General features: G+C 73.5%; 9 protein-coding genes. 4 read left to right on the top strand and 5 right to left on the bottom strand.

All coding sequences use genetic code 11. The annotated features are described in order from the left end of the window. Window positions 1-39: 39 nt before the first annotated feature. A complete protein-coding gene (ftsX, locus tag ACFYXK_RS27595) occupies window positions 40-972 on the bottom strand; it encodes a permease-like cell division protein FtsX (protein ID WP_383519633.1) in 933 nt (310 codons plus the stop codon). 16 nt (window positions 973-988) lie between these two features. Further along, entirely contained in the window at window positions 989-1678 is a 690-nt protein-coding gene (gene ftsE, locus ACFYXK_RS27590; protein ID WP_030161344.1) for a cell division ATP-binding protein FtsE, read from the bottom strand. Window positions 1679-1915: 237 nt separating this feature from the next. Here ftsE and ACFYXK_RS27585 point away from each other — a divergent pair, with 237 nt between their 5' ends. Further along, on the top strand, window positions 1916-2107 hold the full coding sequence (locus ACFYXK_RS27585) for a hypothetical protein (protein WP_053784895.1): 192 nt from the start codon (window positions 1916-1918) through the stop codon (window positions 2105-2107). Window positions 2108-2194: 87 nt separating this feature from the next. Here ACFYXK_RS27585 and prfB read toward each other — a convergent pair whose 3' ends face one another. Next, the gene (gene prfB, locus ACFYXK_RS27580; protein ID WP_383519637.1) at window positions 2195-3304 is read right to left on the bottom strand and encodes a peptide chain release factor 2; all 1110 of its coding nucleotides are present in this window, start codon (window positions 3302-3304) and stop codon (window positions 2195-2197) included. Between the two features lie 314 nt (window positions 3305-3618). On the opposite strand from prfB, the gene ACFYXK_RS27575 reads away from it, so the two are divergent. Next, on the top strand, window positions 3619-4629 hold the full coding sequence (locus ACFYXK_RS27575) for an isopenicillin N synthase family dioxygenase (RefSeq protein WP_389413556.1): 1011 nt from the start codon (window positions 3619-3621) through the stop codon (window positions 4627-4629). A gap of 71 nt (window positions 4630-4700) precedes the next feature. On the opposite strand, the gene ACFYXK_RS27570 is transcribed toward ACFYXK_RS27575, so the two are convergent. Both ACFYXK_RS27570 and ACFYXK_RS27565 read right to left on the bottom strand, forming a co-directional pair. Beyond that, window positions 4701-5966 (bottom strand): serine/threonine-protein kinase, encoded by a 1266-nt coding sequence (locus ACFYXK_RS27570; RefSeq protein ID WP_389413555.1) that lies wholly within the window; start codon window positions 5964-5966, stop codon window positions 4701-4703. A gap of 150 nt (window positions 5967-6116) precedes the next feature. After that, on the bottom strand, window positions 6117-7907 hold the full coding sequence (locus ACFYXK_RS27565; RefSeq protein ID WP_389413554.1) for a protein kinase: 1791 nt from the start codon (window positions 7905-7907) through the stop codon (window positions 6117-6119). 470 nt (window positions 7908-8377) lie between these two features. On the opposite strand from ACFYXK_RS27565, the gene ACFYXK_RS27560 reads away from it, so the two are divergent. Both ACFYXK_RS27560 and ACFYXK_RS27555 read left to right on the top strand, forming a co-directional pair. After that, the gene (locus tag ACFYXK_RS27560; RefSeq protein ID WP_389413553.1) at window positions 8378-11587 is read left to right on the top strand and encodes an FHA domain-containing protein; all 3210 of its coding nucleotides are present in this window, start codon (window positions 8378-8380) and stop codon (window positions 11585-11587) included. Between the two features lie 127 nt (window positions 11588-11714). After that, entirely contained in the window at window positions 11715-13100 is a 1386-nt protein-coding gene (locus ACFYXK_RS27555; RefSeq protein ID WP_389413552.1) for an ABC transporter substrate-binding protein, read from the top strand. Window positions 13101-13102: the final 2 nt, after the last annotated feature.

Below are 13102 nucleotides of genomic sequence, written 5' to 3'. Positions count from 1 at the left end.
AGGCACGGCGGGTTGGACGGACCTCACACGGGGCGCTTGTCACACCTTCAGGTACTTGCGCAATGCGATGAAGGCGGCCAGCGAGGGCATCAGCACCCCGATGACCAGCACCAGCGGCAGCTTGGTCAGGACGGAGTCCCAGCCGATGAAGTTGATCAGCTCCATCTTGGCGCGCAGCGAGGCGCCGTGGTCGATGACGAAGTACTGGCCTGCGCCGAGCATGACGCAGGCGAACACGCCGCCGATGAGGCCCGCGAAGGCGGCCTCCATGATGAACGGCACCTGGATGTAGAAGCTGGAGGCGCCGACGAGCCGCATGATCCCGGTCTCCCGCCTCCGGCTGAAGGCGGAGACGCGCACGGTGTTGACGATCAGCAGCAGGGCCACGATCAGCATGATGAGCATGATGCCGAGGGCGGCCAGGTTGAGGTAGCCGAGCATCGTGAAGAGGTTGTCGAGCTCCTGGTGCTGGTCCTCCACCGACTGCACGCCGTCGCGGCCGGCGAAGGCGGTGGTGATGACCTTGTACTTCTCGGGCTGCTCCAGCTTCACCCGGAAGGATTCGGGCATCTGGTCCGGCGTGATCACCGAGGCGAGCGCGGTGTGCCCGAAACGCTCCTTGTAGTGCTTGAAGGCCTCGTCCGAGGACTCGTAGTGGACCGTCTCGACGAGGTCCATCTTCTTCAGGTCGGCCTCGATCTGCTGCTTCTGCTCGGGCGTGACCGCGCCCTTGGCGCAGGCCTTGCTCCCGCTCTCGCTGTTCTCCTCCGCGTCGCTCTTGTTGCAGAGGTAGATCGAGACGTTGACCTTGTCGTACCAGTAGCCCTTCATCTGGCTCACCTGGTCGCGCATGAGCAGGGAGCCACCGAACAGGGCCAGCGACAGGGCCACGGAGATGATGACCGCGAAGGTCATGGTGAGATTGCGACGGAGACCGACGCCGATCTCCGACATGACGAACTGGGCGCGCATGACGTCTCAAAGCCCTTCAGTGCTGGTAGCCGTAGACGCCGCGCGACTGGTCGCGTACGAGTCGGCCCTGTTCGAGTTCGATGACGCGCTTGCGCATCTGGTCCACGATCTGCTGGTCGTGCGTGGCCATGATCACGGTGGTGCCGGTCCGGTTGATCCGGTCCAGCAGCTTCATGATGCCGACCGAGGTCTGCGGGTCGAGGTTGCCGGTGGGCTCGTCCGCGATGAGGAGGGCCGGCCGGTTGACGAAGGCGCGGGCGATGGCCACGCGCTGCTGCTCACCGCCGGAGAGCTCGCCGGGCATCCGGTCCTCCTTGCCGCCGAGGCCCACGAGCTCGAGGACCTGCGGGACGGCCTTGCGGATCTCGCCCCTCGGCTTGCCGATGACCTCCTGGGCGAAGGCGACGTTCTCGGCCACCGTCTTGTTGGGGAGGAGGCGGAAGTCCTGGAACACGGTCCCCAGCTGGCGCCGCATCTGCGGGACCTTCCAGTTGGAGAGCTTGGCGAGGTCCTTGCCGAGCACGTGGACCTGGCCGTGGCTCGCCCGCTCCTCGCGCAGCACCAGCCGCAGGAAGGTGGACTTGCCGGAGCCGGAGGAGCCGACCAGGAAGACGAACTCGCCCTTCGCGATGTCCAGGGAGACATCTCTGAGTGCAGGGCGGTTCTGCTTCGGGTAGGACTTGGAGACGTTGTCGAATCGGATCACGGGTGCACCACGGTCGCCGGGAGTAGGTGTGCGGAGTCGGTGTGCGTGACCATACGCGAACGGGCGGGGGGTGGGGGCCCGGCGTCCGGAGTTGCCCGATATATCCCCTGGTCCGAGGGGGGTCCGGGGGTGATTGACCCGACGGGCCGCGCCGAATGTCGCGAGAGCTGGCACAGTGGTAGGGGAACGGAGTCGTTCCGTCAGGCGTTGTTCAAGGGGACGAAAGGAGGAGAGCGCATGACATATGACCGGCTCGTGTGCGCGAACTGCGCCGCGCCCGTCAGTCAGGGCCGCTGCCCGGTGTGCCGGGCGAATCGGGAGCGCCTCCAGCAGGAGGGCCCCTTCGCCGGCCTGAACCCCATGGCGCTCATTCTGCTCCTGGTGGTCCTCGTGGCAGCTCTGGCCTGGGTGGCACAGCAGGCGGCGTAGCCTCCCCGCGTTCCGATCATGACATTCCGGCATGGGAAGGGCCCGGACACCTCGGGTGTCCGGGCCCTTCCCATGCCGTTCGCCGCCTTACGCGGTCTGCTCCTGCTGCTTGCGCCAGCGGATGCCGGCCTCGAGGAAGCCGTCGATCTCGCCGTCGAGCACCGCCTGCGGGTTGCCGACCTCGAACTCCGTCCGCAGGTCCTTGACCATCTGGTACGGGTGCAGGACGTAGGACCGCATCTGGTTGCCCCAGGAGCTGCCGCCGTCCTTGAGGGCGTCCATCTTGGCCTGCTCCTCCTGGCGGCGCCGCTCGAGCAGCTTGGCCTGGAGTACGTTCATGGCGCTGGCCTTGTTCTGGATCTGCGAGCGCTCGTTCTGGCAGGAGACGACGATGCCGGTCGGGATGTGCGTGATGCGCACGGCCGAGTCGGTCGTGTTGACGCCCTGGCCGCCGGGGCCGGAGGCGCGGTACACGTCGATGCGCAGCTCGGTCTCGTCGATCTCGACGTGGTCGCTGGTCTCGACGACCGGCAGCACCTCGACGCCGGCGAAGGAGGTCTGGCGGCGGCCCTGGTTGTCGAAGGGCGAGATGCGCACGAGGCGGTGGGTGCCCTGCTCGACCGAGAGGGTGCCGTAGGCGTACGGGGCCTTGACCACGAAGGTGGTCGACTTGATGCCGGCCTCTTCCGCGTACGAGGTCTCGTAGATCTCGGTGGGGTAGCCGTGGCGCTCGGCCCAGCGCAGGTACATGCGCTGCAGGCGCTCGGCGAAGTCGGAGGCGTCGACGCCGCCGGCCTCGGCGCGGATGTTGACCAGCGCCTCGCGCTCGGCGTACTCGCCGGAGAGCAGGGTGCGGACCTCCATCTCGTCCAGCGCCTTGCGGACGGAGGTCAGCTCGGCCTCGGCCTCGGCGAGGGTGTCCGCGTCGTCCATCTCCTGGGCGAGCTCGAACAGCACCGCGAGGTCGTCGATGCGGCCGCGCAGGGTCTCGGTCTTGCGGACCTCGGCCTGGAGGTGCGAAAGCTTGCTCGTGATCTTCTGGGCGGCCTCCGGGTCGTCCCACAGGGACGGCGCGGCGGCCTGCTCCTCGAGCACGGCGATTTCTGCCCTCAGCTTGTCGAGGTCCAGGACGGCCTCGATCGACCCCATGGTCGAGGAGAGGGACTTCAGCTCTTCGGAAACATCGACGACTGCCACGGGTCCAGCGTAGCCGGTCCGCGGGCGGCGCCGTCCGGGCAGGCCGATTCACCCGTTCTGATGAGCGAGAGAACGGGCGTACGCTCACGGTATGACTCTCCTCCTCGTCAAGCGCCGCCATGTGGACCACATGCGTGTCACGACGACGAGCTGTCTGCCGCCGGACCTTCCCCAAGCCTGATCCACCCCGATCCGACTTGGTCCTGTACGCGGCCCAAGCGGCTCCGGCGCCATCCCTGCCGGCGGCCCTCCCCATCCGCTGCCCCGACACCCTTTGGGGAACAGGACCCCGTGACATCCGAAACGGAGCCGTCATGCCGTCCGCGCACACCTCCCTTCCCGTCATCGATCTCTCCCAGGCCGACGACCCGACCCAGCGGGCCGACTTCCTGAAGCAGCTGCACGCGGCAGCCCGGGACACCGGCTTCCTGCACCTGACCGGGCACGGCATCACCGATGCCGAGACGGCCCGCATCCTTGAGCTGACCAGGGCCTTCTTCGCCCTGCCCGAGGCCGACCGGCTCGCCGTGAGCAACCTGAACTCGCCGCACTTCCGGGGCTACACCCGCATCGGCCACGAGCTGACCGGCGGGGCCTCCGACTGGCGCGACCAGCTGGACGTCGGCGCCGAGCGGCCGGCTCCGGTGGTGGGCCCCGACGACCCGCCGTACCTGTGGCTGGAGGGCCCGAACCAGTGGCCGCAGGCCCTGCCGGAGCTGCGTCCGGTCGTACTGGAGTGGCAGTCCCGGCTGGCCGCGGTGGCCCACCGCCTGCTGAAGGAGCTGCTGACCTCGATCGGCGCCCCCTCCGACTTCTTCGACGAGGCCTTCGCGGACCGGCCGCACCTGCACACGAAGCTGATCCGCTACCCCGGCTCCTCCCCGACCGGCACCGACCAGGGGGTCGGGGCCCACAAGGACTACGGCTTCCTGACGCTGCTGCTCCAGGACTCGGTGGGCGGCCTGCAGGTACGGCAGGGCGACGGGTTCCTGGACGTCCCGCCGATGCCGGGGGCGTTCGTGGTCAACCTGGGCGAGCTGCTGGAGATCGCGACGGAGGGGTACCTGGTGGCCACGGACCACCGGGTGGTCAGCCCGCCGGGGGCGGTGGAGCGGTACTCGGTGCCGTTCTTCTACAACCCGCGGCTGGACGCGGTGGTGGAGACGGTCCCGGGCGAGTACCTGCGGTCGGCGCCGGGGGTGGCGCACGACGCGACGAATCCGCTGCACGCGGAGTACGGCCGCAACGAGCTGAAGGGCTGGACCCGGGCCCACCCGGCGGTGGCCCGCCGCTGGCACCCGGAACTGGTCCAGGCCCAGGCCTAGGACAGTCCCCAGCGGGCCCCGGGTTCCGGCTCCGGCCGACTACGGCTCCGGCCGGACACGGCTGCTGCCGGCTACGGCTTCGGCTTCGACGGGGCCGAGTGCTTGCCGTCCTGCGGGGGTGGCTGCTCGTCGCCGGAGGCGGCCAGCCAGGTCCCCACGCCCAGCGCGGCGGCCAGGGCGACCGCCCCGGCCGTCAGGGCCAGGCGGCGCTTGCGGGCCGTCTCCGCGCGGTGGCGGGCCGAGCCCGGCCGGTGGCCGCCCGCGGGGCGGGGGACCCGGGCCGTGCCCAGCGCGCCCCCGGCCAGCTCGTCCGGCCCCGGCACCCGCATCGAGGTGTGCGTGTCCCGGTTCGAGTCCGTCGCGGAGCCCGGCACCAGCGGGACCACCCCCCGGCGGCGGACCGGGCCGTCGGCTTCCACCGGCTCGGCCGACTCCGGCTCCGGCTCCGGCTCGTCCGGCTCGTCCACGTCCAGCGGCGGCATCCCGGCCAGGAGGGGCAGCAGGTCCCGCAGGCGGACCGACAGCTCCGACGCGCGCAGGCGCGAGGCCGGGGCCTTGGCCAGGCACTGGACGATCAGCTGCCACAGCTCGTCGGGGATGCCGGGAAGCGGGACCACCGTCTCCGTCACGTGCCGGCGCAGCACCGCTCCCGGGTGGCCCCCGCCGAACGGCGTGAAACCCGCCAGCAGCTCGTACAGCACCGTGGCCAGGGCGTATATGTCCACGGCCGCCCGCGGCGGCAGGCCCTCCACGATCTCCGGCGCCAGATAGTCCGGCGTGCCGATGATCCGGGTCGTCGGGGCCGAGGCGCGCGCGCCCGCCGCCCCGGCGGCCCGGCGCGGCGAGTCGATCAGCTTGGCCACGCCGAAGTCGGTCAGCAGCGCCGGGTGCGAGCCGCCCGGCCCCAGCGGTCCCTGCATGTCCAGCAGGACGTTCTCGGGCTTCACGTCCCGGTGCACGACCCCGGCCGCGTGCGCTGCCGCCAGCGCGTCCGCGACGTCGGCGACGATCGCCACGGCCGCCTCGGGGGCGAGCCTGCGCTCCCGGTCGAGGCGCGTGCGCAGGTCCGTGCCGCGTACGAGGTCCATGACCAGGGCCAGGTCGTTGCCGTCGACGACGAGGTCGCGGACGGAGACGATGTGCGGGTGGTCCAGGCCGAGCAGCGCGCTGCGCTCCTGGACGAAGCGTCCGACCAGCTCCTGGTCGGACGCGAGGTCCTCGCGCAGCAGTTTGACGGCGACGGGCCCGTCCGGCCCCTCGCCCAGCCACACCGTGCCCGCGCTGCCGCGCCCCAGGATCTGGTGCGCGGTGTACCGGCTGCCGATCTTCCGTGCCACGACTGCTCCCTCAGCGGCTGGCGTACGCACCAAAGCTACGCGGCCGGGTGGGGGTTGGACGCCCCGGAACACTGCGACCTTCACTTCTGGGGGCGAAATCACGTCCCAGAAGTCGACAAATCCACGAAGTCGGCGCTACGAGGGCCCGGTTCAGGGCGTGCCGCCGCCCGAACCGCCGCCCGTGGAGTCGCCGATCGCGCCGACCCAGTCGGCGATGTCGGAGCCCCAGGTCCACAGCTGGTCCCACCAGCCCTTGCCGGTGCCGATCCACTCCTGGAGCGGGGTGAGCTCCCAGACCAGCCAGCCCGCCACGAAGAACAGCAGGATCAGGACCAGGCAGCCCTTGAGGCAGCCCAGGCCCGGGATCTTGACCGGGTTGGCGCTGCGGCGGCGCGGCTCGCGCGGCTCCCGGGGGGCGCGCTGCGGCGGCGGGGCCTGCGGGGGCTGCTGCTGCGGGGGCGCCTGACGCTGGGGCTGGGGCTGCCGCGGGGGCTGCTGCTGGTACGGGGGCTGCTGCGGCTGCTGGTACTGCTGGGGCGGCGGCTGCGGCTGGTAGTACGGCTGCTGCTGCGGAGGCTGCTGGTACTGCGGCGGCTGGGGGCGCTGCTGCTGGTACTGCTGCGGCGGCGGGCCCTGCCGGTACTGCGGGGGCTGCTGCGGCCGCTGCTGCGGCGGCGGGGGCGCCTGGCGCTGCGGGCGCCGGCGCAGCGGGTCCTCGCTCGGGTCGAGGTAGTGCATCTGCGTCTGCTCGTTGCGGTCGCGCGCGGCCTGCATCTGCGACTGCCACGGGTGCGGCTGGTCCGGCTGCTGCACCGGGGGCATGACGGAGGTCGGGTCCGCGCCGGGACCGCCGGGACCGCCCGTGCTGGGCAGCACCGAGGTGGCGTCGGCGGCGCCGATGGGCGGGAGCACGCTGGTCATGCCGTTCGGGTCGTACGCGCCCATCGGTGACGCGGCGGCGGCGCGGCCGGGCAGCACCTGGGTCGGGTCGGCGGCTGCGCCGCCCGGGGTCTCGGGGACCGGCGCGGGCGAGGGGTCGGGCGCGAGCAGCGCGCCGACGCCGAGGGCGGCCTCCACCTCGGCGGGGGCGCTGTGCACGCCGATGCCGGAGGCGACCACGCGCAGTCCGCGGGCCAGGTTCTCGGCGCTGGGGCGCTCGTTCGGCTCCTTGCGCAGGCAGCGCTCGATGACGATCCAGAGCGGCTCGGGCACGTTCGGCGGGCGCTGCGGGTCCTCGCTGAGGTGGCGGTGGAGCACCTCGAGGGCGGTGCCGCCGGCGAACGGCGGGCGCCCGGTGACCAGTTCGTAGAGCAGGATGCCGGCGCCGTAGATGTCGACGGCGGAGGTCTGCGGGCGGCCCTCGGCGGACTCGGGGGCGACGTAGGCGGGGGTGCCGACGAACTCGTGCGTGCGGGTCAGGCCCGGGGAGTCGGCGAGGCGGGCGATGCCGAAGTCGGTGAGCATCGGCTTCATCTGGCCGCCGCGCTCGTCGAGCAGGACGTTGGCGGGCTTCAGGTCGCGGTGGACCACGCCGTCGGCGTGGCTGGCGGCGAGCGCGTCCGCGATCTGGGCGGTCAGCAGGCTCGCGGCGACCGGCGTGAAGGGGCCGTTCTGCCGGATGTACTTGTGCAGGTCCGGGCCGTCGATCAGGTCCATGACGAGGGCGAGGAGGTCGCCCTCGACGACGAGGTCGCGGGTGCGCACGATGTTGGGGTGCGTCAGGCGCAGCAGGACGGAGCGCTCGCGCAGGAAGCGCATGACGATGTCCGCGTCCTGGGCCAGCTCCTCCTTGAGGACCTTGATGGCCACGGTCTCGCCGGGCTGCCCGGCGACGGCCGCCTCCGCACCGGCGGTCTCCCGCTGGCGGGCACGCCAGACGGTGCCCGTGGCGCCGCGTCCGAGCGGCTCCTCGAGCAGGTACTTGCTGCCGACTGGCCGCACGTCTCGCGCTCCCTGCTGTCGTCCTGCTGTGGTTCGTTTTTCCGGCCCACTCTAGGGGGTGTCCCCGGGGAAGACGCGGGGTCCCGGGGGTTGGTTGCCGCACATATATACGAAGAGTGATGTTTGGCGGGGTATGCCACGGGCGATTTTCCCCGGTGCTGCCCGGCGCTCACCGGCTTTCGTCGGCTTGTATGCCCGGATGGGTTCCCGGAGGGATGTCCGGAAGTGTGGTCCGCGCGGGCGGGGGTGTGATCATTCAAGATCATTTATTGGCCGGTGCCGGGCGTGTTGTCCGTGACAGGTGCGAGGATGCACCCGTACGGAACGGCCGGGACGGGAGCCCCGCCTTCCGGGCAGACCTGACCGGACGACGCGCCGTGCCGGGTGGGGGGTTGATCGGGCGGGCACGCCCGTCGTACCCCTGCCGGGCGCACGCACCGCGCACCGCGCAGAAGGGACCGCTGACGGCGATGCAGATCCGGCTGACCGTCCTTGGGTCGCGCAGCGGCCACCAGACCGCGCCCGCCGGCTGTGACGTGCTCGTCACCGCGCCCGTGGGCACCGCGCTCGCCGCCGTGGCCTCCGGCCTGGCGGCGACCGTCGGCGGGCCCGACACCGGCGGCACCGTCGTGCTGTACGCCGGGACGGAGCGGCTCGACCTCCAGCGGCGGGTGCTCGGGGAGCCCCCGCTCGTGGACGGGGCGGTGCTGGGGCTGCATGCGCCGGTACCGGACGTCCTGCCGGACGGGACGGACGGCGCGCAGCTGCACGTGGTCGCGGGCCCGGACGCGGGCGGGGTGCACCTGCTGCACCCCGGGGCGATCCGGATCGGGCGCTCGGCCGACGCCGATGTCCCGCTGGACGACCCGGACGTGTCGCGGCTGCACTGCGCGGTGACGGTGATGCCGGACGGGCGGGTGGCGGTGGCCGACCTGGACTCGACGAACGGCACCTCGGTGGACGGGGCGGTGGTGGGGGCGCAGCCGGTGGCGCTGCCACCGGGCGCGCTGCTCCGCATCGGCGAATCGACCCTCCGCCTGGCTCCCGACTCGGCGTCCCCGCTCCCGGTCGTCCCGGACCTGGAGGGCCACCTCTCCCTGGCCGGCCCGCCCCGGCAACCCGGCGAAGCCGGTCCCGGCGCCGGGCGCCCCGCCGAGCCCGGCTCGGACCCGACCGCCGGGCACGGCGCGCCGTCCGAGGGGGGCCGGGCGCCCTCCCGGCCGGAGGCGGCCGGCTCTGCCGCCGCCCCGCAGGGACCGTTCCCCCACCCCACCCCTTCCCGGAACGGGGGCTCGGCACCCGGAGGGCCCTTCGCGGCCGCTTCCGGCACCGGCCGGGCCCCGGGCGCCCCGGCCGCGCACGGCACGCCGTCCGGCGCTGCGCGGGACGGCGCGGCCGGGGCCGCCCGGACACCCGCCCGGCCCTCCGGCTCAGGCCGAAGCGGCGCAGCCGAATCCGGACCGGGCCCGGCCCCCTCCGGGCCTTCCGGGATCGCTTCCGGCCCGGACCTGCACATCGGCACGCCCGGCGCAGCCGGGGAATCCGCCTCGGGCGGGCTCAAGGCGGGGCGGAAGCGGGGGATCGGGGCCTGGGCGCGCAAGTGGGTGCGGGGGGAAGAGGGACCCTCGTACGGGAGTACGGCCGCCGAGCCGGCCGTGGCCGCCGTGCCCGATGCCGATGATCCCGCCGCGCTGCTGCTGGCCGCGCTCGGGCCGACCCGGCGGTTGTGGTCCCGCGCCCGCGGGCAGCTCGACGTCGGCCTCGGGGCCGGGAGCCGGATCGCGTTCCAGGACGTCGGCTCGCTCGGCATCGCCGGGCCCCGCGGACGGCTGACCGGGGTCGCCCGGTCCGTCGTCGCCCAGCTCGCCGGGCTGCACGCGCCCGGGGAGCTGGAGATCGTGCTCCTCGCCGCCGACCGGGCGCGCGGCGTCGCCGAGCGGCGCGGCGACTGGGGGTGGCTCGGCTGGCTGCCGCACGTGCGCGCCGCGCACGGCCAGGACTGCCGGCTGCTCCTCGCGTACGACCGCGACCAGGCCGCCGCCCGCACCGGTGAGCTGGCCCGGCGCCTCGACGACAGCCCCCTCGGCACCCACTGGGCCGCCGCCGACCCCCGCAGCGTCCGCGAAGCCGCGTACGCCCACCAGGGCCCCTACACGCTGCTCGTCGTCGACGGAGATCCCGGCTCCGGGGCGCTGCGCGACCTCACCGGCCGGCTCGCCTCGCACGGTCCGGCCGCCGGGATCCACGTCCTCGTCCTCGCCGAGACCCCGGCCGCCACGCCCGCCTCCCCGCTCACCGAGACGTACGAGGCGGCCTGCGCGAGCAGCCCCGCCTTCCGGGACTGCGGCGCGGTCGCCCTGCTCAGCGGTGATGTGGCCACGACCGTACGGACGTTCGCGGTGACCGGCGGCAAGCCGGCCCCGCCCGGCACCACCGCCACCGCCGACGCCGTCTCCGCGGCCTGGGCCGAGCGGTTCGCCCGGGCGCTGGCCCCGCTGCGCGCCGAGCCGTCCCCCGCCGCGCCCCGGCGGGCCGTCGCCGCCGCGCTGCCGAACACCGCCCGGCTGCTGGACGAGCTGGGGCTGGCCCGGGCCACCCCGGCCTCCTTGATGGCCCGTTGGGCCGCCGCCACCGACCAGGGGCAGGACGTGGGCGGCCGCGCCGAGCTCGTGCTCGGCAGCGGTCGGCGCGGGCCGGTCGGCGCCGAGCTGGTCCAGGACGGGCCGCACCTCCTCGTCGAGGGACCTGCGGGCAGTGGCCGCACGGAGCTCCTGCGGTCGGTGGCCGCCTCCCTCTCCGCAGCAGCCCGGCCCGACCGGCTGGGCCTCGTCCTGCTGGACGGGGCCGGCGGCGAGCGCGGCGACGGGCTCCAGCCCTGCACCGAGCTCCCGCACGTCGCCGCCCACCTCGTCGCCTCCGATCCCGTCCGGATGCGGGAGTTCGCGCAGGCCCTCGGCGCCGAGCTGAAGCGCCGGGCCGAGCTCCTGGACGGGATCCCGTTCGCCGAGTGGCACGCCCGGCACGAGGTGTCCGACCGGATGGTCTCGCCGCGCCGGCCCGGCCCCGGCGAACTGCTCGGCGACCTCGACCCCCAGCGCACCGGCACGCTCCGGCTGCGCACCGCCGCCCCGCGCACCGACCCGGCCGGGCCGCGCCCGCTGCCCCGGCTGGTGGTGCTGGTGGACGACTTCGACGCGCTGGTCGCGCCGGGGCTCGGCAGTACGGGCCGTCCCGCCGCCGGCTCCGTCGTACGGGCGCTGGACGCGGTGGCCCGCGACGGCGCCCGGCTCGGCGTGCACCTGGTGGCCGCCAGCGCCCGCCCGGACCGTACAGCCGACAGCGAGCTGACCCGTACGAACCCGCTGCGGATCGATCTGGACGCCCCCGACCGGCCGGGACCCGGCCGCGGCCTGCTGCGGTACTCCGACGGGCGGACGGTCCCGTTCCAGGCCGGCCGGGTGACCGGCCGCATCCCGCGGACGGCGACGCAGCGGCCGACCGTGGTGCCGCTGGAGTGGGAGCGGATGGGCGATCCTCCGGCCCGCCGCCCCGTGCGCGAGCTGGGCAACGGCCCGACCGACCTGGCGCTGCTGGCGAGCGCCCTGGACCGGGCCTCGCACCTGGTCTCGGCGATACCCGTGCTGTTCCCGCCCGCCCCGCCGGTCGCCCCGGCGCCGTGAGCCCCGGCCCCCGGGCCCGCGACACGCGGCGACACGCGGCGACACGGCTGAGGCGGTATTGCGGGGGTGCGCGGCTCGGCGTAGACCTTGTGGGACCAGTCACACCACGGGCATCGGGGGCAGAGCCATGCGCAGGCAGGGAACGAGCCGTACGACGAACCGTAGAAGCAGCCACGCCGCCGCCTGGACGGCACTCGCGGCCGCGGGCGCGCTCGCGCTGAGCGCGTGCGGGGACGGCGGGGAGAAGGACGGCCCGCCGCAGGGCGCAGGGGCGTCCACGGCCGGCCAGCGGGTGGAATTACCGAAGCTGACCGGCCAGAAGCTGGAGGTCGCGGCGGTCTGGACGGGGCCGGAGCAGGCGAACTTCACGAAGGTGCTGAAGGAGTTCGAGAAGCGGACGGGTGCCACGGTCACGTTCGTCCCGGCCCAGGACCCGATCGTCACCTTCCTCGGCACGAAGATCGCGGGCGGCCAGCCGCCGGACGTGGCGCTGCTGCCGCAGGTCGGTGCCCTGGTGTCGGCGGTGCAGAACAAGTGGGTGCAGCCGGTCGGCCCGGAAGCCAAGGCGCAGCTCGACAAGAACTACTCGGACGGCTGGAAGAAGCTGGGCGCGGTCGACGGCACCCAGTACGGGGTGTACTACAAGGCCGCCAACAAGTCGCTGGTCTGGTACAACGCAAAGGCCTTCGAGGCGGCGGGCGTGCAGCCCCCGAAGACCTGGAAGGAGCTGCTGACCGCGGCCGACACCCTCTCCGCGTCCGGTACCCCGGCCGTCTCGGTGGCCGGCGCGGACGGCTGGACGCTGACGGACTGGTTCGAGAACGTCTACCTCTCGCAGGCGGGCCCGCAGAAGTACGACCAGCTCTCCAAGCACCAGATCAAGTGGACCGACGACAGCGTCAAGCAGGCGCTGACCACCCTCGGCGAGCTGTTCGGGCGCAAGGACTTCCTGGCGGGCGGCCCGAGCGGGGCGCTGGCCACCGAGTTCCCGAAGTCGGTGACGCAGACGTTCACCCCGCTCGACCGGCCGGCGGCCGCGATGGTCTACGAGGGCGACTTCGTGGCGGTGAACATCGGCCAGACCGAGGCGAAGGTGGGCCAGGACGCCCTCGTCTTCCCGTTCCCTGCGGTCGGCGGCAAGGCACCGGTGGTCTCGGGCGGCGACGTCGCGGTCGCGCTGAAGCCGTCGACCGGAGCGCAGGCGCTGCTGACGTTCCTGGCCTCCCCCGACGCGGCGGAGATCCAGGCCCGTGAGGGCGGCTTCGTCTCCCCGAACAAGTCGGTCGACCTGAAGGCCTATCCGAACGACATCCAGCGCAACATCGCCAAGGCTCTGATCGCGGCGGGCGACGACTTCCGCTTCGACATGTCGGACCAGGCCCCGGCGGCGTTCGGCGGGACCCCGGGCGCGGGCGAGTGGAAGGCGCTGCAGGACTTCCTGGCGAACCCGTCCGACGTGGCGGGCATCCAGGCCAGACTGGAGGCGGACGCGGCCAAGGCCTACGGGAACTGATC

This window comes from Streptomyces sp. NPDC002209 (genome assembly GCF_042890265.1).
Lineage (GTDB): Bacteria > Actinomycetota > Actinomycetes > Streptomycetales > Streptomycetaceae > Streptomyces.
This window is presented reverse-complemented; position numbering and strand designations above follow the sequence as displayed.